The sequence below is a fragment of the Corynebacterium sp. MSK008 genome (genome assembly GCF_030232585.1).
GTDB lineage: Bacteria > Actinomycetota > Actinomycetes > Mycobacteriales > Mycobacteriaceae > Corynebacterium.
The window spans coordinates 1-20341 of the sequence record NZ_JASPJX010000019.1; the positions used below are offsets into that span (position 1 = coordinate 1).

The 20341-nt window shown below is 66.3% G+C and carries 21 protein-coding genes; 12 read left to right on the plus strand and 9 right to left on the minus strand.

All coding sequences use genetic code 11. The features are described from left to right. Positions 1–544: 544 nt before the first annotated feature. Complete coding sequence (locus tag QP996_RS11490; RefSeq protein WP_284872760.1) at positions 545–1525, minus strand: pseudouridine synthase; 981 nt, start codon at positions 1523–1525, stop codon at positions 545–547. A 22-nt stretch (positions 1526–1547) separates the two neighbouring features. Between QP996_RS11490 and QP996_RS11495 the strand changes: the two genes are divergently transcribed. The 6 genes from QP996_RS11495 (at position 1548) to QP996_RS11520 (ending at position 4747) form a co-directional block, all read left to right on the plus strand. After that, a complete protein-coding gene (locus QP996_RS11495) occupies positions 1548–1694 on the plus strand; it encodes a hypothetical protein (protein WP_284872761.1) in 147 nt (48 codons plus the stop codon). A 58-nt stretch (positions 1695–1752) separates the two neighbouring features. Further along, positions 1753–2649, plus strand: a complete 897-nt coding sequence (locus QP996_RS11500; RefSeq protein ID WP_284872762.1) for a universal stress protein — start codon at positions 1753–1755, stop codon at positions 2647–2649. Between the two features lie 104 nt (positions 2650–2753). Beyond that, the gene (locus QP996_RS11505; protein ID WP_239356149.1) at positions 2754–3023 is read left to right on the plus strand and encodes a GlsB/YeaQ/YmgE family stress response membrane protein; all 270 of its coding nucleotides are present in this window, start codon (positions 2754–2756) and stop codon (positions 3021–3023) included. Positions 3024–3134: 111 nt separating this feature from the next. Further along, positions 3135–3761: a TetR/AcrR family transcriptional regulator gene (locus QP996_RS11510; RefSeq protein WP_284872763.1), complete on the plus strand. Its 627-nt coding sequence runs from the start codon at positions 3135–3137 to the stop codon at positions 3759–3761. Positions 3762–3785: 24 nt separating this feature from the next. Next, positions 3786–4592: a class E sortase gene (locus tag QP996_RS11515; protein WP_284872764.1), complete on the plus strand. Its 807-nt coding sequence runs from the start codon at positions 3786–3788 to the stop codon at positions 4590–4592. A gap of 2 nt (positions 4593–4594) precedes the next feature. Then, positions 4595–4747 (plus strand): hypothetical protein, encoded by a 153-nt coding sequence (locus QP996_RS11520; RefSeq protein WP_035000279.1) that lies wholly within the window; start codon positions 4595–4597, stop codon positions 4745–4747. A 4-nt stretch (positions 4748–4751) separates the two neighbouring features. Here QP996_RS11520 and QP996_RS11525 read toward each other — a convergent pair whose 3' ends face one another. Further along, positions 4752–5705 carry a TIGR00730 family Rossman fold protein gene (locus QP996_RS11525; RefSeq protein ID WP_284872766.1) on the minus strand — a complete coding sequence of 318 codons (954 nt, stop codon included), beginning with the start codon at positions 5703–5705 and terminating at the stop codon, positions 4752–4754. Further along, positions 5702–6259 carry a DUF2020 domain-containing protein gene (locus tag QP996_RS11530; protein WP_284872767.1) on the minus strand — a complete coding sequence of 186 codons (558 nt, stop codon included), beginning with the start codon at positions 6257–6259 and terminating at the stop codon, positions 5702–5704. Before QP996_RS11530 ends, QP996_RS11525 begins: the two co-directional genes overlap by 4 nt. On the opposite strand from QP996_RS11530, the gene QP996_RS11535 reads away from it, so the two are divergent. Together QP996_RS11535 and QP996_RS11540 are read left to right on the plus strand one after the other, a co-directional pair. Further along, entirely contained in the window at positions 6258–7535 is a 1278-nt protein-coding gene (locus QP996_RS11535; protein WP_284872768.1) for a sensor histidine kinase, read from the plus strand. The genes QP996_RS11530 and QP996_RS11535 overlap by 2 nt on opposite strands. Continuing rightward, positions 7513–8151: a LuxR C-terminal-related transcriptional regulator gene (locus tag QP996_RS11540; RefSeq protein ID WP_284872769.1), complete on the plus strand. Its 639-nt coding sequence runs from the start codon at positions 7513–7515 to the stop codon at positions 8149–8151. Before QP996_RS11535 ends, QP996_RS11540 begins: the two co-directional genes overlap by 23 nt. Before the next feature lie 31 nt (positions 8152–8182). On the opposite strand, the gene QP996_RS11545 is transcribed toward QP996_RS11540, so the two are convergent. Continuing rightward, positions 8183–8818, minus strand: a complete 636-nt coding sequence (locus tag QP996_RS11545; RefSeq protein ID WP_284872770.1) for a DUF6474 family protein — start codon at positions 8816–8818, stop codon at positions 8183–8185. 88 nt (positions 8819–8906) lie between these two features. Here QP996_RS11545 and QP996_RS11550 point away from each other — a divergent pair, with 88 nt between their 5' ends. After that, positions 8907–10382: a TM0106 family RecB-like putative nuclease gene (locus tag QP996_RS11550; RefSeq protein WP_284872771.1), complete on the plus strand. Its 1476-nt coding sequence runs from the start codon at positions 8907–8909 to the stop codon at positions 10380–10382. Between the two features lie 169 nt (positions 10383–10551). Here QP996_RS11550 and QP996_RS11555 read toward each other — a convergent pair whose 3' ends face one another. Next, entirely contained in the window at positions 10552–11724 is a 1173-nt protein-coding gene (locus QP996_RS11555; RefSeq protein WP_284872772.1) for an MFS transporter, read from the minus strand. Positions 11725–11904: 180 nt separating this feature from the next. Further along, the gene (locus tag QP996_RS11560; RefSeq protein ID WP_284872773.1) at positions 11905–12507 is read right to left on the minus strand and encodes a superoxide dismutase; all 603 of its coding nucleotides are present in this window, start codon (positions 12505–12507) and stop codon (positions 11905–11907) included. A 90-nt stretch (positions 12508–12597) separates the two neighbouring features. On the opposite strand from QP996_RS11560, the gene msrA reads away from it, so the two are divergent. After that, positions 12598–13251: a peptide-methionine (S)-S-oxide reductase MsrA gene (gene msrA, locus QP996_RS11565; RefSeq protein WP_284872774.1), complete on the plus strand. Its 654-nt coding sequence runs from the start codon at positions 12598–12600 to the stop codon at positions 13249–13251. Here the strand turns inward: msrA and QP996_RS11570 are convergent, their stop codons facing one another. Further along, positions 13252–15153 carry an alpha/beta-hydrolase family protein gene (locus QP996_RS11570; RefSeq protein WP_284872775.1) on the minus strand — a complete coding sequence of 634 codons (1902 nt, stop codon included), beginning with the start codon at positions 15151–15153 and terminating at the stop codon, positions 13252–13254. It abuts the gene before it with no gap. Positions 15154–15218: 65 nt separating this feature from the next. Between QP996_RS11570 and QP996_RS11575 the strand changes: the two genes are divergently transcribed. Beyond that, positions 15219–15977 (plus strand): glycerophosphodiester phosphodiesterase, encoded by a 759-nt coding sequence (locus tag QP996_RS11575; protein ID WP_284872776.1) that lies wholly within the window; start codon positions 15219–15221, stop codon positions 15975–15977. A gap of 51 nt (positions 15978–16028) precedes the next feature. Then, the gene (locus tag QP996_RS11580) at positions 16029–16952 is read left to right on the plus strand and encodes a DUF5926 family protein (protein ID WP_284872777.1); all 924 of its coding nucleotides are present in this window, start codon (positions 16029–16031) and stop codon (positions 16950–16952) included. 169 nt (positions 16953–17121) lie between these two features. Here the strand turns inward: QP996_RS11580 and hutI are convergent, their stop codons facing one another. Both hutI and hutU read right to left on the minus strand, forming a co-directional pair. Then, the gene (hutI, locus tag QP996_RS11585; protein WP_284872778.1) at positions 17122–18315 is read right to left on the minus strand and encodes an imidazolonepropionase; all 1194 of its coding nucleotides are present in this window, start codon (positions 18313–18315) and stop codon (positions 17122–17124) included. A 91-nt stretch (positions 18316–18406) separates the two neighbouring features. Then, positions 18407–20098: a urocanate hydratase gene (hutU, locus tag QP996_RS11590; protein WP_284872779.1), complete on the minus strand. Its 1692-nt coding sequence runs from the start codon at positions 20096–20098 to the stop codon at positions 18407–18409. Positions 20099–20341 lie beyond the last annotated feature (243 nt).

Here is a 20341-nt window from a genome sequence, read left to right on the forward strand (position 1 = left end):
TAACCGCCTAACCAAACCCCCAACTTCATACCGAGCCGAAAGCACAAACGGCTACACCACTACACGGGACTTGACCAGCAAGCGCTGCCACGCTGACACCTCCTATGGGTCGGAAGTCGAGTACCGGACGTCGAGTACACCCGCGAACACCGTTGGACTCGACCTCCGCTACTCGACCAACAACGCGGCCACGAAACCCCGGTGCCGGTCCAGACTCAGCATTGCGGACAACCACGACACCACCAACTATGGGTGCACACCAACGAAATAGGTGGTGAGGAGGCAGGGGTCTCGTAATAGCTGCCAAGGTAATTTCACGGCCAAGTGAAACGCAGGGCCAGAACATCCCGCTGTTCAACTTCTGTGAGACCACGCCAGCCGGCGGGCCCCGCGGACTTCCGCACTGCGGACAAGCAGGCCCGCACCCATTATGGGTGGACACCCACGAAGCCTGGACTCAGCATTGCGGACAACAACGGCCCGCCAATAATGGGGATGCGCCCACCAATTAGAGTTAGGGGCGGATGCTGCGGAAAGACCGCAGTTACAGCAAGGGCCAGTCGTCGGTGAGTTGAAAGTCCCTTTCGTGCCCGCGCAGGGGGTCGACGAAGCCCAACCCGGTGCAGCGGAGCAGCATCGGCGCGGAAAAGTCCTCGTTGTCGGCGGGGAGCAAGGTGGGGTAGATCCGGTCGCCGAGGATGGGTGACGCTTCTGCCATCATCTGCACGCGCAGCTGGTGGGTACGCCCGGTTTCGGGCCGCAACACGTACCGCCCCAGCGCGCCCGAAACTCCGTAGCGCGTTTGCAAGGTCAACTCTTCCGCGGGGGTCAGCCGCGTGACGTCTGCCACCAGGGTCGATGCATTTGGTTCGGCGCCGGGCACTAACTGGGCGGCGGGTTCGCCGGGTTGTTTGGTGAGGTGGTGGTGCCAGGGGGTGGCTGGAGGGACGTCGTGAAGCGATGCGATTGCTTCGTACTCCTTGCGGACCTCGCGGCGCGCGAAGAGCTCCTGGTACGCGCCGCGGATTTCGCGGCGTTTGGTGAAAAGGAGAAGGCCCGAGGTGGCCCGGTCGAGGCGGTGCGCGGGCGTGAGCTCTTCGTTTCCTGTGGCGCGCCGCAGCCGTACGGTCGCGGTTTCGGTGATGTGGGACGCGCGCGGCATTGTGGCCATGAACGGGGGTTTATTCACGATGAGGAGGTCGTCGTCCTCGAAGACTGTGGTGATCTCGAAGGGGACTGGCTTCTCGGGGGCGGGCCGGCGGTAGAAGAAGACGTCGGTGCCGGGTTCCAGCCAGGTCTCGGGAGCTAATGGGGAGCCATCGCGCTTAACGACGGCACCTTCGGCAAACCTCGCCAGCACCGCATCCACGTTGTCGTCGGGGTGGCGGTGGCGCTGGGTGGACACGAGATGCCAGATGAAGTCGGCGGCAGTGATGCCCGGGCCTTCTGGCACGCGGGCGCGGGTGGCGCCGAGGCCGCCGCGGGGCGGCAGCGGCCCCGTCGTGAGAGTCTTTTTCCGAGCCATGCTGTGTAGTAGATTAGCCGCCATGGATTTAGGAGCATTGGTTGAACCGCTGACGGCGTTTTTCTCCGAGGGCATCGGCAAGACCATCATGGACATCTTGAGCGTGATCTACCAGGTACTCTTCCCGGCAAACGCTCCCTCGGCGACGCCGCAGGAACTGCCGCGCTAACCCCTCGGACGGCACTAGACTGGGGGCATAACCAGCCGATCCGAGGAAAGGTTTGCACATGACCCAGGAAGATATCGTTGTTGTTGCTGTAGACGGCAGCCCCGCCTCCGACAATGCAGTGCGGTGGGCTGCCAACACCGCGATGAAGCGCAACATTCCGCTGCGCCTCGCGGCGTCGTACTCCATGCCGCAGTTCCTGTACGCGGAGGGCATGGTGCCGCCGCAGGAGGTCTTCGACGAGCTGCAGCGTGAGACCCTGCAGACCGTGGACCGCGCGCGGGAGATCGCCCTCGAGGTAGCGCCGGACCTGCACATCGGTCACGCAGTCGCGGAGGGTTCTCCGATTGACATGCTGCTGGAGATGTCCAAGGAATCCACCATGGTGGTCATGGGCTCCCGCGGCCTGAGCGGCATCTCGGGCATGGTGCTCGGCTCCGTATCTGGCGCTGTGGTTTCGCACGCGTCTTGCCCGGTGGTGGTTGTGCGCGAGGACAACGCGGTGACGGAGGCGAACAAGTACGGCCCCGTTGTGGTTGGCGTGGACGGCTCTGACGTGTCGCGCCGTGCTACCGAGGTGGCCTTCGAGGAGGCGGCCGCGCGCGGTGCGGAACTGCACGCGGTGCACACCTGGGTGGACACCCAGATCCAGGGCCCGGGCGCAGGCTATGCGGTCTCCGAGGACCACTGGAAGGCTGTGCAGGCAGAGAAGGACGAGTTGCTGGGCAAGTACCTCGATGATCTGGCGGAGCAGTACCCGGATGTGGCGGTGAAGAAGATCATCACGCGAGACCGCCCAGTGCGCGCGCTGGCTGGCGCCGCCGAGGGTGCGCAGTTGCTGGTTACCGGCTCTCACGGGCGTGGCGGCTTCAAGGGGATGCTGCTGGGGTCGACCTCCCGCGCGCTGCTGCAGGAGGCACCGTGCCCGATGATGGTCGTGCGTACACAAGATTCGTAAACGAATTGTTACGCAATTGCATGCGATGTGTTGCACGCCAACTTTGTAAAAAGCGCATAATGGCCCCGTACTGATGAAAAACACTTAGAAGGGTTTGAAAGATTATGGCACCTGCAATGGGTCTTATTGGTTGGATTGTTATCGGTGGTCTCGCTGGCTGGATCGGTTCGAAGATCCAGAACCGTGACGCACAGATGGGCATCGGCCTGAATATTGTGGTCGGTATTATCGGCGGTCTGCTCGGTGGCTGGCTGCTGTCCGTGTTCGGCGTCGATGTTGCTGGTGGCGGGCTGTTCTTCAGCTTCCTCACCTGCCTGCTTGGTGCGGTGATTCTGCTGTGGATCATCAATATGGTGACCAGTAAGCGTCGATAGGCAAAGCGCGAAATCCCTCGGGTTGAACCCGGGGGATTTTTTCGTGAGCGGTGGACTATACGTACCGGTTTGTCTATATTGATATGCGACCGACGCACGAAGGAGTTTTCCTTGGCCACCACCAGCAAGAAAAAGCCGGCGCAGCGACGCCGCGACCGGCCGAGCCCGCGCCAGCGGCTGCTGGACGCTGCAACGAAACTGTTCACCGAAGAAGGCATCCGTGTCATCGGCATCGACCGGATCCTGCGCGAAGCGGACGTGGCCAAGGCCTCGCTTTACTCGCTGCTCGGCTCGAAGGACAACCTCGTCATCGCCTACCTGGAGCAGCTGGATGAGCAGTTCCGTGCCCGCTGGGGCGAACGCGCCGCGAAAGCCCCGGACGCAGACGCGAAGATCCTCGCATTCTTTGACATGGCTATCGACGAAGAACCCGAGAAGGACTTCCGCGGATCCCCCTTCCTCAACGCCGCGGGCGAATACCCGCGCCCCGAGGTGGAGTCAGAAGAACGCATCATCGCAGCCTGCATGGCGCACCGTTCCTGGATGCACGAGACCATCACCGCCCTGCTGAAGGAGAAGAACGGCTACGAATCCTCCGCGCTGGCGGATGAGCTGCTGATTTTCCTCGACGGCGGGCTGTCCGGCGCGAGGATCCTGCACAGCGTTGAGCCGCTGCGCACCGCCCGCGCTCTGGCGGAAAACACGCTGGGTGCGCCGCCGCCGGATTACTCCATCTAGCGCGCCGGCGCTACGCTGAGCCGCATGACCACGGCCCCCATGCATACGCAGCCGCGCCGCATCACTGTTTCACAGGTGATTGGCGAGCTGCTGCTCACGTTCGGCGTGCTACTGCTGTTGTTCGCGTTCTACGAGTCTTATTGGACCAACATCGCCTCGGCCAAAATGCAGGACGAGGTGCAGACCCGTCTGGAAGAGCAGTGGGTCAACCCCCGCCAGGCCAAGGCTACTGAGCTGGGCGATGCGTTCGCGCGCATGTACATCCCTGCGTTCGGTCAGGACTACCAGTTCGCCATCGTCGAGGGGGTGCAGGAGCACCAGCTGCTCACCGGCCCGGGCCGCTACCCGGGCACCCAGATGCCGGGCGAGGACGGCAACTTCGCCGTGGCCGGGCACCGCGTGGGCAAGGGTGCCCCGTTCAACGACTTAGGTGCGCTGAAGGCTTGCGACGCCATCGTGGTGGAAACGCAGGCCGAGTGGGTCACGTACCGGGTGATGCCGATGTCGCAGGACCCGGGGGAGCGTCGTAGAGAGGGCATCGACTGCCTGCCCGGCGAACTCAACGAGCGCATCGCGGCCGGCGATTACGCCCAGGTCAACGGCCGCGAGATCACGCTCCCGGGTGACATTGAGGTGGTCAACCCCATCCCGGGCAACCGCTCGACGAAGGTGGAGCCGGGCATGGAAGGGCTGATCACGCTGACCACGTGCCACCCGCAGTTCTCCAACGCGGAGCGCATGATCATCCACGCGGTGCGCACGGAGGTGCAGCCGAAGGACCCGTCGGGCGCGGTGCCGCCCGCCATGAAGGCACAGAAAGAGGTGCGATAGCGATGTATGCGGCACTGTGGCGCAAGCTTCCCGGCCCCGCTCCGGTGAAGTGGCTGCTCACCTTAATTATTTTGGTGGGCGTGTTCTTCCTGCTCATGGAGGTTGTCTACCCGTGGGTGTCGTCGATGATGCCCTACAACGACGTGGCGGTATAACCCCTTAGAGCCAGCGCGGCACCGGCGGCGCCCACGCGCGCAGTTTGGCCAGGAGTTCCTGCGGGTCGTCGGCGACAACCATGTGGGCGCGGTCTGTGCGCCGCATGAAGCCCTGCTCCACCATGTGGTCGATCATCGCCACCAGCGGTGCCCAGAACTCGCTGCCGAGTAGCCCGATGGGCTTGTGGTGCAGGCCGAGTTGCTGGCTGGTCCATTCCTCGAACAGCTCGTCCAGGGTGCCGGCGCCGCCGGGCAGGGCCACGATGGCGTCTGCAAGCTCGCTCATGCGCGCCTTGCGCTCGGACATCGTGGTTACCACCTCGAGGCGCTCGAGGCCTTCGTATTGCAGCTCGTAGTTGACCAGGTGCTCGGTGAGGACGCCAATGCTTCTCGACGAACCTGCGGCCACCTCACCCATCAGCCCCAATTTGGACCCGCCGTAGACCAGAGTGATGTCGGCGTCCGCCAACGCCTCGCCGAATGCCCTGGCCAGCGCGGCGTTGGCGGGGTTGGTGCCTTCGCGCGCCCCGGCGTAGACCGCGATGGCTTCGATCTCGCGGGACTTCAGCGCCGGGAAGATTTCGCCGCGCAGCAGCGGCGCGAGCTCGGCGTCGGGGGCCGTGGGGTCGATCCAGCGGGCCTCGGCGATCTCCGCGGCCGGCGCGGGCGACAGGCCGGTACCGGGGTGCAAAAACACCGTGGAAGTGACGGTGCAGCCGGGCTCGTTGGAAGCGGGCGCCCTGAACTGGCCCAGGTAGCTCAAGTCCTCCGGGTCGACGTCCAGGCCGACCTCTTCCCGGGTCTCGCGCAGCGCGGTTTCCACCAGCGTCTCGCCCGGCTCCGGCTTGCCGCCCGGCAGCTGGAAGCGCGGGCTGGTGTGCTTGCGCACGCACAGCACGCGGCCCTGCTCGTCGGTGAACACGATGGCGGCTACGGAGATCATCACAGGACTATTCACAGGGCCAGGTTAGCGATTACTTCCTTGGCCACCGTTTCGGCCTTCACGGACTCGTGCTGGTTGGTGAACACCGCCACCGCGGTGGGCCCCTTGGCCACGGCGTACGCAGCGCCGATGCGGCCGGGCACGTCCCCGCCGCCGTGGCGGCCGCCGTCCCACCCGCCGGGCAGCGTCGCCGGCTGGGTCAGATCCACCGGGGCGACGAAGTCCACCACGGCGCGGGCGTCTTCCACGGAATCCATGTGGCGCACCATCACGGTCAGCTGCGGCTCTTCGGGGTAGGACCAGAACTGGCACGCCGGCGGGTCGAAGCGGGTGTCGGTGCCCACGCCGGTGACGCGCTGGCCGTTGGTTTGCGCCACCCACTCGGTGTCCAGGTATGGGCACTCGGTCCAGCTATCGCGCGGGGTGTCGGGGAGTGCCTCTACTGGCAGCGCCGATTCAGGGGCTGATTCGGGTGCGGGGGCGGCCGGAGGGTCGTCGATAGGCGAAGGCTCCTGCGAACACCCGGCGAGGGCGAGCACGAACAAGGCGGTGGGTACTCTCAGACGCATGAGCTCCAGATTAGTGCTGTTGGAGCAGCATCCCGGAAAGACCGCGGACTACCGGGCGCTCGATTTGGGCATCACGGTGCTGGCGGTGTGCCTCATGCTCGTCTCGTTCGGTGCGCTCGCGCGCATGCCGCTCAACAGCGCACTGCTGCACATCGTGCTGACCGCCGCGTTCGCGTTTCTGCTGTTCTACGGCATGGTGGAAATGTACCGCTGGGGCGCGTGGGGGCGCGTGGCGTGGATGCTGGGGGCGACGGCGGTGTGGGTGGCGGACATGACCGTCTCGCCAGTGGCCGTGTACTGGGTGTTCGTGCTGTTCTTCGTGGCGCTGCGTGCCTTTGACAACTGGGTCGGCTACGCGTGGGTGGTGCTGTGCCTGGGTATTGCGATTGGCATGCAGATCCCGGCCGGTCTCACCCTCGGCGGCATCATGGGCCCGGCGCTGTCCGCGGTGGTTGTGGTGGCGATCGCGTACGCCTTCGACACCATCACCCGCGTCAGCCGCGAGAGGCAGCAGCTTATCGACGAACTGCTGGCCACACGCGACCGCCTCGCCGACACCGAACGCGCCGCCGGCGTGGCCCAGGAACGCGAACGCCTCGCGCACGAGCTGCACGACACGGTGGCGCAGAACCTCTCCTCGATCCAGATGCTGCTGCACTCGGCGGAGCAGGACGTGCGGGAAAGCGGGCTGCCGGAGGATGCGGCGCAGGCGCCGCTGAGGAAGATGGAGACGGCGCGCCGGGCGGCGTCGAATAACCTGGCGGAGACCCGCGCGATGATCGCCGCGCTCGCTCCGGCGCCGCTGACCGAGTCCTCGTTGCGCGACGCGCTGGCAAGGGTGGCCGGGGACTTCGGCGAGGCCGGCGGCCTGGACATCGGGGTGGAAGTCGACGGCGAGGCCGTCCCGCTGCCAATGCGGGTGGAGGCCGGCTTGTTGCGCATCGCCCAGGGTGCGGTGTCCAACGTGGTCAACCACGCCGAGGCGAGCGCTGCCCGCATCACCCTGACCTACGCGCCGGAGGAAGTGCGCCTGGACGTGGTGGACAATGGCCGCGGCTTCGACGTTAACGCGCAGGGTCTCAAACCCAGCGGGCTGGGCCACCTGGGGCTGGACGCGATGCGATCGCGCGCCGCGGAGCTGGGCGGAAAGCTGGAGATTGAGTCCGCTCCCGGCGGGCCGACGGCGCTGACCGTGGCCGTGCCGGTTAGGATCAACCAAAAGACTGACCTTGACTCTAACGAGGAGACCGACGTTGATCCGGGTACTGCTGGCTGACGACCACGAGATTGTCCGCCTCGGCCTGCGCTCCGTTTTGGAAGCCGCCGAGGACATCAAAGTGGTGGCCGAGGTAGCCACCGCCGAAGGGGCGATTGCCACCGCGCAGGCCGGCGGCATCGACGTCATCCTCATGGACCTGCGCTTTGGCGCCGGCGCGGAAGGCCAGCGCGTGACCACCGGCGCCCAAGCCACCGCCGCGATCAGGGCCAACATGTCCAACCCGCCCAAAGTGCTGGTGGTGACCAACTACGACACGGACGCGGACATCCTCGGCGCCATCGAAGCCGGCGCCGTGGGCTACCTGCTCAAGGACGCCCCGCCGGAAGAACTCGTCGCGGCAGTGCGCTCCACCGCCCGCGGCGACGCCACCATGTCCCCCGTCGTGCGAGATCGGCTCGAATCCAGGGAGCGCACCCCGCGCTCCTCGCTGACCCCGCGCGAGCTGGAAGTGCTCCAGCTGGTCGCGGCCGGTTCCTCCAACCGTGAAATCGGCCGCCAGCTCATGCTCTCCGAGGCGACCGTGAAATCCCACCTCGTGCACATCTACGACAAGCTGGGCGTGCGCTCGCGCACCTCCGCCGTGGCGTCCGCGCGCGAGCAGGGCGTGCTGTAAGGCTTCGTACCTCAGCCTTACAGCAGGGGGATTATCTGGATAGCTTGGCGTGCACCTCTGCCGCCAGCTTGTTCAGGTCCTCGTCGATGGAGTTGTGCGCCAAGCGGCGCTGCTCCGGGTTCGCGTGCTCGGCGTTACGCACGGCCTGCTCCAGCTCGTCGAGACGCACGCGCGCGTCGCCCCTGAAACCCTCGCCGAGGTTGTCGGCCTGCTCGATGTTCTGCCGGACGGCGTTGATACGCGCCTTGAGCTCGGCGCCGCGGCCGGAGTGGCGCGCGAGATCCTGCGACGTCAGCCCCAGGCCTGCGGCGCGGTTGTTCACCTGGCCCTGCTGGAACGAAGTCAGCGCCTTGTACGCCAGCGGCAGCAGCACCGGCACCAGGACGCGCGCGGCGGAAACCCACTGCTTCGCCTTCTTCTGGGTGATGCCGGATTCCTGGATGCGCTTCAGGTGCGCCTTGGCCAGATCTTTTTCGTGCTTCTGCTTGCGCTTCAGGCCCTTCTTCTCTTCCTTGAGCAGGCGCTTTTCCGCCTTGTCCAGGAGCTTGGCCACGCGCTCGTCGGCCTTCGCCTCCTGCTTGGCCAGCTGGCGCGCATGCGTCTGCGCCGCCTTGACCTCGGCCTTCGTCTTCGCGCGGGACTTGCGGATGGCCTCGAAAACACCCATGGTTTGCTCTCCTCTAATCGTTCGCTCTAACGCCCATACACTGTACCTTCCGGGGCACTACCCCTGCGCAGGTATCGTTTGAGGCATTGTGAGTAACGAACCTGTGCGCGCCTCGGACCTCGTGGGTTGCCGCTTCCGCCAGCGGCAGCGCCGAGCGCACCCGGACGTACCCGAATTGCCGGAGGCGCTGCTGCGCCAGCCGCAGATCGACGCCGCCCGCGCCGCCGTGTTCGACCTGTTGCCCGTCAAACGCGCCATGGGCGACGGCGCTGGCAAGGCGTTTGTGCGGGTGGACATCGACCCCGGGTCGGACCGTGTGGAAGCAACGCAGGATGCCTTACGACGCCGCGCGCACCTGATCACCAACGCCACCCTGACCGGCGCGGTGGAGGGCGTGGACGCGGAAGCCGACGTGGACATCCTCGTGCGCACCGACGCCGGGTACCTGCCCGTGGTGATTTCCAACCACCGAGTCGCCCGCTCGCACCCGAGCGCCGAGCTGGAGATGATCCCCACCGGGCGCCTGGGCCTGGGCCAGCCGTTGACGGTGCACGCGAAGGCGCGCCATCACACCGTGGACGGCTACCGCGTCACGCTGGCGCACCTGCTGCTCGGCGAGCGCGCGGACGACCGCGGGGCTGTGATCGGCCAGGACCGCACGCGCGCGTACCTGTGCGATCCATCGCGCTACATCGAGCCGCTCGTGGGGGCGCTGCTGGCGCCGCTTCCGACCGAGCCAAAGCGCCTGAAACAGTGCGCCACCTGCCGTTTCTGGCCGCTGTGCGAGCCGCGCCTGGTCGAACTCGACGACATCTCGCTGCTGCTCCCGGGCGGCCGCGGCGACGTGTGGCGCGAGCGCGGCATTCATACGGTGCAGCAGCTTATCGACGAAGCTCCGCCCGAACCCGCCGCGCTGGCCCGCGCCTGGCGCGCAGGCATCCCCGTGCTGCGGCGCCCCGGTTTCGCGCCCGCGCCCCGTGCCGACGTGGAGGTGGACGTGGACATGGAGGCCTACCTGGACCAGGGGGCCTACCTGTGGGGCACCTTCGACGGCACCGACTACCGCGCCTTCGCCACCTGGGACGAGGTCGGCGGCGACGCCGAGGAGGAGAACTTCGCTGCGTTCTGGTCCTGGCTGATGGCGCGCCGGGCCGAAGCGCATGCGGAGGGCAAGACCTTCCGCGCCTACTGCTACGCCGCGGGCGGGGAGAACCACTGGCTGCGTTCGTCGGCTAAGCGCTTCGCCTCCGTAGACGCCGGGGAAGTCGCCGCGTTCATCGCCTCCGACGAGTGGGTGGACGTGTTCGCCCACGTGCGCCGTTCGCTCGTGGGCACCGACGGGCTGGGCCTGAAGGTGCTCGGGCCGGTGGTGGGCTTTGAGTGGGAGGACGACGACGTCGACGGCGAGCGCTCCGTTGCCCTGCGCCGCGCCGCCCGGTTTGGCGACCAAGCCGCCCGCGACATGCTACTTCGCTACAACGAGGACGACTGCCGCGCCACCCGCGCCGTGCGCGACTTCCTAGACGCGGGCGCGCCGGGCGTGCCCGACTTTGGCGAGGTGTGACGCGCGCGGATCGTCTAGCACGATCCCGTGCGTTGCTAGACGATCGTGTGCGCCGCGAGACGTTTCCCCAGTTCGTATTGGAAATCATATTCAGTAACCGTTCAATCGTCTAGCAGGTGCCCGGTTCTGCTAGACGATCCGCTCCATGGGCCGCGGGGCGAATGGGGTCTTAGCGCTCCGCCCTCCACAGCGCTGCGGAGACCACAGCGAGCACACCGAGCAGTACGGCGAGCACCGCAACGAATCCGGCCCACGGCAAACCCTCGTACGCCCAGCCGGTCGCAGCCCCCAGGATGGACGAGCCCATGTAATAGCAGAACACGTACATGCTGGACGCTTCGGCGCGGTCGCGTTCGGCGATGAGGCCGACCCAGCCGGAGGCCGTCGAATGGAGCGCGAAAAAGCTCGCCGTGAACACTAACAGGCCAGCCAGCGCGATCCACAGCGAAGACGCGGCGACGGCCAGCGCGCCTGCCAGCATCAGCAGCGCAGAGGCCAGCACGACCACGCCGCGCCCGTAACGTCGTGAAAGTGCCCCGGCCCGCGCGCTGGACCAGGTGCCGGACAGGTACACCACGTACACCAGACCAGACAGGGCAGCTGGCAGCCCGTAGTCCAGCACCGCGCGGAAGCCGAAGAAGTTGTACATGGACACGAACACGCCCATGGCGATAAACGCGGTGGCATACAGCCCCACCAAGCGCGGGTTTTGCAGGTGGCCCAGCATCGCGCGCACCTCCACGCTGGGGCGTATCGACGCCTTCGGCACGAAATTGCGCTGCTGCGGCAACGCCCACGCCGCCAGTGCCGCCAGCGTAAACGCCACAAGTGCGCTGCCGAACATCGCCCAGCGCCAGGAGGTGACCTCTAAAAGCCCGGCCGGGATGAGGCGCCCGCTCAAACCACCGATCGAGTTTCCGGCGATGTACAGGCCCATCGCGCCGGGCAGGTCGCCGGGGTCAAGTTCTTCTGACAACCAGGTCATGGCAACAGCCGGGGTGCCGGCGATGAGTGCGCCTTGCACCGCGCGCAGGGCGATGAGCTGCCCGGCGGTCTGGGCCAGCGGGAGCACCAGGCCGAGCGCAGTCGCACCGAGCGCCGAGACCACCAGCACGCGCCCGCGGCCGTACTTCTCGGACAAAATCGAGGCGGGCACAACGCACAACGCCAGCGCGCCTGTGGCAGCGGAGACGGTCAGCGCAGCGGTCGACGGACTCACGTCCAGCTCCGAGGTGAGCGTGGGCAGCAGCGCTTGTGTGGCGTACAAGGCGTTGAAGATGGCTAGCCCGAATGCGAGCATGGCCCACGTTGCGCGACGGTATTCCAGGCTGCCTTTCTGCATGCCAACCATGCTAGGAAATCCGCAGCAGGAATTTTGCAAAACCTCTTGCGCGTTAAGGTAAGCCTAACCTAGTATGAGTTTGAGTTCGCAGGGACTCGACGTATCACAGGGAAAGCCAACGCCCGCCGCCTCCGACAAGGAGGGGGCGGGCGCTGGTGTTAGGGGAGGCGGAGCTCGTCGTTAAGCAGATGCCTTTGCGTAACGCTCGTTGACGTCGTCCCAGTTGACAACGTTCCACCATGCCTCGACGTAGTCAGCCTTGACGTTCTTGTACTGCAGGTAGAACGCGTGCTCCCACATATCCAGCATGAGCACCGGGGTGAAGTCCACGGAGACGTTGCCTTGCTGGTCGGTCAGCTGCTGGATGATCAGGCGGCCAGCGATGTGGTCGTAGCCCAGCACTGCCCAGCCGGAGCCCTGCAGACCGGTGGCGACGCCAGCGAACTGCTTCTTGAAGGCCTCGAAGGAACCGAAGTCGCGGTCGATGGCCTCAGCGATCTCGCCGGTCGGGTTGCCGCCAGCGTTCGGTGCCATGTTCTTCCAGAAGATGGAGTGGTTGGTGTGGCCACCCAGGTTGAACGCCAGGTTCTTGGACAGGGCGCGCAGGCGGTCCGGGTTAGCCTCACCGTTGCGCTCAGCCTCGAGGGCCTCGAGCGCGGCGTTCGCGCCAGCGACGTAGGTCGCGTGGTGCTTGTCGTGGTGCAGCGTCATAATCTCTTCGGAGATATGCGGCTCCAGCGCGTCGTATGCGTAGGGGAGATCGGGAAGCTCGTAAACAGCCATGATTGATTCCTTTCGTCTGCGAATCAGTTGCGGGACCCATGGTAGAGAAAATTTGGGAACAGTGTTGTGACCAAAGTCGTTGTAGGGGGCATGGGATTTCTTTTCGCACCTGAGCCAAAGCTTGTCGACGTCAACTCCGCCCTCCCCGGCCGCCCCGAGCCGGTCCTTGCCAATCCGCGCGAGCACGCGGTGCTGGGCACACCCATCACTGGCCCGTGGCGCGAGGGCCAGAAGCGCGTGCTGGTGGGCATCGGCTGCTTCTGGGGCGTGGAAAAGATGTACTGGCAGATGGACGGCGTGAACTCCACGTCGGTGGGCTACGCCGGCGGCATTACCCCGAACCCGACCTACCGGGAGGTGTGCTCCGGGCAGACCAACCACGTCGAGGTAGTCGAGGTGGTCTACGACCCCGAGGTGATCACGCTGAAAGAAATTGTGAAGGCCGCACTTGAGGCGCACGACCCGACGCAGGGCTACCGCCAGGGCAACGACGTGGGCACGCAGTACCGCTCCGCCTTCTACACCGACACCGAGGAAGAGGCGGAGCAGATCCGCGGGTGGATTAACCAGTACGAAAAGGACCTGCAAAGCGCCGGCTACGGCGACATCACAACCGAAGTGAAGTCAGTGGAGAAAGACGGGGTGCGCTACTACCTGGCCGAGGAAGAGCACCAGCAGTACCTGCACAAGGTGCCCAACGGCTACTGCCCGCACCACTCCACCGGCGTGGCCTGCGGGATCTAGCTAGTAGCCGTGCTTTGAGGGGAACCCGTCTTTAGGCATGCGGGTCTTCGTGGCGTCGTTGTGGATCCAGCGCGCCACCCGCACCAGCTCGGGGCGGGTAAGCGCTGCGCCGTTTGCGCCGTCGCCGTGGATCACGCCGTTCCAATACGCGACCGTCTCATCGTGGTAGTTGTGGCCGTGCGGCGAGGGGTAATCCTTTGACGGCAGCTGGTCGACGCCGATCTGCCAGTAGGTCACCAGCGGCATCCAACGCATCGTGTCCAGCGCATCGAGGTGCTGCGCCCTCGGTGCCGGCACGCCGCGCGAGCCGGGCTCGCGCAGCCAGTCCGGCGGCTTGATGGCAAGGCTCGGCTCCCACCACACCACCGGGTCGGAAGCGTGCTGGGCAAACACAAAGCGGGGTTCTTCCCAGCTGTTGCGGTAGGGGTTGCCGCGGAAGTCGTGGCGCAGGTGTGCGGGGTGGGCGGTGAAGCGGACGTGGCGGCCGCCGTCGAAAAGCGGGAGGCGCTGCGGAGACCCCTTCTCCCTGCGCTTGGTCAGCTCGCTGTGATTGCGCGCAAACCCCGGTGTGCCCGTGAACACACCGCCAGCGGTGCGGGTGAGGAAATGGTCGAGCGATTCGAATGCGTCGGAAACGCCGTACGCGCCGAGGGATTCGCCGCCCACGTACAGCTTCGGGCGGGAATCCGGGTCCATCCGGTCCAGCTCGTTGAGGATCGCCTCCAGCAGCACACGCGAGGAACGGATCGGGTTTTTACGGTCCGCCATGTAGGAGTACGCCGAGGGCAGGTAGGAGTACTGCATGGCCACGATCGCGGAGTCGCCGCGGGTGACAAACTCGAAGCCGGAGGTGTGGAAATCGTTGATCCAGCCCGTGCCGGCCGCGGACATCACCGCGATATGGCTGCGCTCAAACGCGCCGGTGCGGCGCATCTCCGCAATAGCCGTGGCGGCCATAGCCTCGAAATCCGGGGTATCCTCCTCGCCCAAGTCCAGACCCACGAAGATGCGGATCGGCTCCTTCGCCTCGCCCTCGAGCAGGCGCTCAATGTCGGCCTTGCGGGGCCCGCCGGCCACCACCGCCCGGCCCTGGCGGCCCATGGTGTTCCAATCCACCGCCGATTCCGGGGAACCGGAACGCTGCGGACGCTGCGGCTGGTCCGCGCCGCGCATGAACTCGCGATCCAGCTCAAGGGCCTGGCGGCCGGCGCGGGTGAGGAAGCGGCGCACCACCATCCGGTCGCCCACCAGGATCAGCAGTGCCCCGCCGCCGACGATCGCCAGCGGCCAGGACGCCACCGGAGGAAGCTTCTTGCCCAACAGCTCGTTGAGCGCGTCGATGAAGGTCTGGATCGCGTCGCCCACAATCAGCACCACCCCGTAGCCCAATGTGCCCAGCGTGACACCGACCAGCTGGGAGCTGACCTTGAACTTCTCGTCGCTTTCCACCAATTCTTCCTGGCGCACGCGGCGGCGCATGGACGTGGCGAAAACACCAAACGTCACCCCAGTCATCGCCAGACGCACCGGAGCGGGAAGCAGGCTCTGCGGTTCGTCGGAGCGGACGGGGCGTAGGGCTTGCGAAGCTACCGTCGCAAAGCCATGGCCGATGCCCTGCAGTACCCCCACATTCAGCGCCGTCGCCCACCAACTGTGCGGTAACAACGACGGCGACACCGCGCCCCACGTGGCCACCTCCGCACCAGCAAGCCCCGCCCGGAAGTTCGGCGGCAAGCGGCGCAACCCCCGCATCCGCAACGCCGGAGAAATATCGCCCAGGACCTCCAACGCCGCCATCGGCAACGCCAGCACACCGTCACGCCTGAGGGAGAAACGTTTTCGGGCACGTCCAAGCGCATCGGGGAGCTTGTCGAGGGCTACGCGGACATCCTGGAAAGACACAGGCGCAATTGTTCCAAAAATTCTCCAGTCGCGGGGGCCGCTGCGCGCGGGTAGCCTCGGGGGCCGTGAGCGAACTGAGGGTTCCCAAGATTGTTGCGCACCGCGGATTCTCCGGCCACTACCCAGAACTGACGCGCCGGGCGTTCGAAGAAGCGTTGAAACTGCCCATCCACGGCATCGAATGCGACGTGCGCTTAAGCCGCGACGGCCGCGTGGTGGTATTCCACGACGCTTCAGTGTCCCGCACCACTGACGGCCGCGGTCGCGTGGACTGCATGGACTTCGCTGACTTGCTTCAGCTCAACTGCGGCACCCGCGAGGAACCGCAGCAGATGATGTGCCTGGAAGAACTGCTCGAACTCATGCAGGACCACCCCGACAAGCACCTCTACATAGAGACAAAACACCCCACCATCTACGGGCCCGAAGTGGACGAGCAGACACTCCGCACCCTGCGCTACGCCGGGCTGCACGAATCCGAGAACGTGCACATCATCTCGTTTTCCCACCGCGCCGTGCGCTACTTCACCGAGATGGCGCCGGAGCTGGAGACCTTTTACCTGTTCCGCCTGAAAGAGATGCGCTGGAACCGCAAGAACCGCATGTTCTCCCGCCCCTACGGCGTCGGGCCTGCGCTGCAGCACCTGCAGCTGCGCCAAGAGCTGTTGGGCTACCGCGGCTTGAAGACGTACACGTGGACCGTGAACACCCCACGCCAGATGCGGTGGTGCGCCGACAATGGCGTGGACGTCATCGCCACCGACCTGCCGGACGTGGCACTCGCGGCGTTCGGGCAGGTGCCGGCCGCGGCGGTGGCGGGGTAGATCGGCCGGGTATCCGCAGTGTAGGGCGCTGCTGCCGGTACGATTGCGCGCATGGTGCAACGCAAGCCGAAAAAGAAGAAGAACCGCGAGGACCTGCCCGAGGGCATGACCCGCCGCGAAGCGAAGCTGGCAGCACGCGCAGCCGAGCGCGAGAAGCTGCAGAAGGACCCCCGCCCGTTCGGCGGCCTGGCCGCAGAGGCCGACCTGGTCGCGCTGCAGGAGTTCGTGCCGTCAGCCGTGGTGACATTTGAGGTCAAGGGCACCCCGGTAAACATCGCCACCGTGCTGCCGGGTGCCGGCGCCGCGCTGGTGCGGGAAGAGTCCCAGGGCGGCGAGCGTTTCGTGGCCCTGCAGGTCACCTCCCACTCCCAGAACCCGGGCCGCGACCTCGCGTACGCCCTGAACTGGGTCATCGATGCGAAGCCGGGCGAGACGCTGCAGTCCACCGTCGCCGATGGTTCGCAGCCGGAGCTTTCTTCGCTTCTCGACGCCTCCGCCACCCCCGAAATCACCACCTACCAGGACTTCTCCTGGTGGTTCCCCGAAGGTGCTGCGGTGCCGCCGCAGATCCAGCAGGCGCTGCAGCAGGCCAACGACGCTGTCCTGCCGTCCGAGAAGGTCGGGGTGGACCTGCCGGGCGCGATTTGGTGGGTCAACCCCGGCGGCGGCAAGGCGCACATCCGCTGGGTGCGCACCGAGGACAACGAGGCGCAGATGCTCTCTGCGCTGGCCCGCATCGCCGCACGCGGCGAGCTCAACCTGGGCGAAGGCACCAAGTTCGCCGGCGCCTTCCGCACCCACGGCCTGGTCGTGCCGGTGTTCGACCTCGACCCGTCCGTGGAGGCAGGCTCCTACGAGGAGGCGCTGACCGCGCTGAACAAGCAGATCGAGGCAGAGTACGCCAACGACGCTGCGTTGTCTGCCGACGAGCGCAAGCAGCTGGACAACATCAAGTCCCGCCAGGTGACCATCTAGGGCCTGCGGGGAACGCACCCCCAGCGCCCAGATCCAGCTATCAGGACCCAGCTAATCGCTATTTTTTGGCGAATAGCTGGGGCTTACTAGCTGGATCCGCGAATTTAGGGGGCGCGGTGGCGCTGGGGGTGGCCCGGACTGTGGCTGGGCACCCGACGCACTGTCCCGCCTAGCCGTAAACCTTCTTGCCGGCCACCCAGGTCTGCCAGGTAATCGGCATGCCCGGGCGGTACGCCAGGTTGATGGCGTTCTCGGCGTCGAGGATGTGCAGGTCAGCGGCGGCACCCGGCACGAGGGTGCCCTTCGCGGGGCGGCCCTGCGGGTCCTTACCGTCGCCGACGTTGTGGCGTCGCAAGGCCTTCGCGCCGCCGGTGGTGGCGGCTTCGATGGCCTCGTCGAGGGTGAGGTGCTGCTGCAGCACCGCAGTGGTGACGCAGAAGTTCATCGAGGACGTAAACGAGGTGCCCGGGTTCAGGTTGGAGGCGATGGCGACGGTGGCGCCGGCGTCGATAAGTTTGCGGCCCGGTGCGAGCTCCTCGCGGGTGGACAGGTCGCAGGCGGGCAGCAGCGTGGCCACGGTCTCCGATTCCGCGAGCAGCTTGATGTCTTCGTCGGACAGGTAGTTCACGTGGTCGACGCTGGCGGCGCCCATTTTCACGGCGAGCTTCACGCCGGGGCCTTCGCCGAGCTGGTTGCCGTGCACGCGAACACCCAGGCCAGCGGCCTTGCCGGCCTCGAGGACGCGGCGGGACTGCTCCTCGTTGAACGCGCCGCGCTCGCAGAACACGTCGATCCACTGCACGTGGTCCTTCACCGCGTCGAGCATCGGGCCGACAACCTCGTCGATGTACTCGTCGGCGTCCGCCCCCGGAGGCACGAGGTGGGCTCCCAAGAAGGTGACTTCGTCGACGTGGCGGGCGGCCACGCGCGCGGCCTCGGCCTCGGATTCGACGTTCAAGCCGTAGCCGGTCTTGGTTTCAAAGGTGGTGGTGCCCAGCGCCTGCGCCGCGGCGACGCGCTCCGCCACCAGCTTGTCCAGGCGCTCCTCGCCCGCGGAGCGGGTGGCTTCCATGGTCACGGCGATGCCGCCGGCGGCGTAGCCTTCGCCGGCCATGCGCGCCTCGAATTCCTCGGCGCGGTTGCCGTCGAAGACCATGTGCGAGTGGGAATCCACCCAGCCAGGGAGCACAGCTCGCTTCTCGACGTCTACAGTTTCCGCCGCCTTCGCCGCCTCAGCCGGCGCCTCGTTGGCGGGGCCGACCCAGGTGACCACGCCGTCGTCGATAAGCATTGCGGCGTCTTTGATGGTGCCGAGCTCGGAGACGGTGCGCAGCTCGGAAATACCGGTGATGAAGGTGCTCATGAGTGCCTTTCTTTGGGGGTTGTGCACGGCCCAGGGTAATGAAAAGCGCTGACGCGCCCACGAGGGGAAACGTCAGCGCTTGGGGTGCGGATTAGTCGCGTGCCTTGAACTCCATCGGGATGCGCACGCCGCGCTCCTTGGCCACCTCGTCGGCGCGGGTGTAGCCGGCATCGACGTGGCGGATGACACCCATGCCCGGGTCGTTGGTGAGCACGGCCTTGAGCTTCGCCTCGGCGAGCTCGGTGCCGTCAGCCACCGTGACCTGGCCGGTGTGGATGGAGCGGCCCATGCCCACGCCGCCGCCGTGGTGGATGGACACCCAGGTCGCGCCGCCGGAAACGGCGGTCATGGCGTTGAGCAGCGGCCAGTCCGCGACGGCGTCGGTGCCGTCGAGCATGGACTCGGTCTCGCGGTACGGCGACGCCACGGAGCCGGAGTCCAGGTGGTCGCGGCCTATGACGATCGGGGCCTTGACCTTGCCTTCCTTGACCAGGTTGTTGAAGATCACGCCGGCCTTGGCGCGCTCGCCGTAGCCCAGCCAGCAAATACGTGCCGGCAGGCCCTCGAACTCGACGTACTCCTCAGCGGCGTCCAGCCAGCGGTGCAGGTGCTCGTTGTCCGGGAAGGCCTCCTTGATGGCCTGGTCGGTGACCTTGATGTCTTCCGGGTCGCCGGACAGCGCAACCCAGCGGAACGGGCCGAGGCCCTCGCAGAACAGCGGGCGGATGTAGGCCGGAACGAAGCCCGGGAACTCGAAGGCGCGGGTGTAGCCGGCCTTGCGGGCCTCGTCGCGGATGGAGTTGCCGTAGTCGAACACCTCGGCACCCTCGTCCTGGAACTCCACCATCGCCTGGACCTGCGCGGCCATGGCCTCGCGGGCCTTCTTGGTGAAGGTGGTCGGGTCCGCGTCGGCCTCGTTGTGCCAGCTCTCGAACGGGATCTCGGTGGGCAGGTAGGACAGCGGGTCGTGCGCGGAGGTCTGGTCGGTGACGATGTCCACGGTGAACTCGCCTTCGCGTTGGCGGCGCAGCATCTCCGGGAACACCTCTGCGGCGTTGCCCACCAGGCCCACAGACAGGGCGCGCTTCTCGTCCTTGGCCTCGGTGACCAGCTTGATTGCTTCCTCGAGGTCGGTGGTGACCTCGTCGAGGTAGCGCTTGCCCTGGCGGCGCTTTAGACGGCCCTCGTCAACATCCACGATCAGGCAGGCGCCGCCGTTGAGGGTGACGGACAGCGGCTGTGCGCCGCCCATGCCGCCGCAGCCGCCGGTCAGGGTGAGGGTGCCGGCCAGGGTGCCGTCGAAACGCTTCTTCGCCACAGCCGCGAAGGTCTCGTAGGTGCCCTGCAGGATGCCCTGGGTGGCGATGTAGATCCAGGAACCGGCCGTCATCTGGCCGTACATCATCAGGCCCTCGTCCTCGAGTTTGCGGAAATGCTCCCAGTCAGCCCAGTCGCCCACCAGGTTCGAGTTGGCGATGAGCACGCGCGGTGCCCACTCGTTGGTCTTCCACACACCGACCGGCTTGCCGGACTGCACCAGCAGGGTCTCGTCGGACTCGAGGTCCTTGAGCGTATCGACGATCGCGTCGAAGGCTTCCCAGCTGCGAGCAGCGCGACCGGTGCCGCCGTAGACGACTAGGTCGTCCGGGCGCTCCGCAACCTCCGGATCGAGGTTGTTCTGCAGCATGCGCAGCGGTGCCTCGGTCTGCCACGACTTCGCCGAGATCTCAGTGCCGCGCGGGGAGCGGACCTCGCGTGCGCCTTCGGACCAGTTCTTCGCCATGGGAATTCCTTTCTGTTGTTGCCCAATCGAGGTATCGGATAGACAGTAACGCGCATCACAGGCGGTGGGCCTGGCGGTTGGGGCTGATTTGTCTCGGATATGAGACTTTTGTGTGGCGCGGGTCTTCTTCGCGCACAAACCCCGAGCAAGCGGTCCAGAGGATGCCCGGCGGGATCAAGCGGTTAATGCGCCACGTTTGAATATTTGCTCGAGTATTTCACGTGGGGTTGCTCCGCCGAGGAC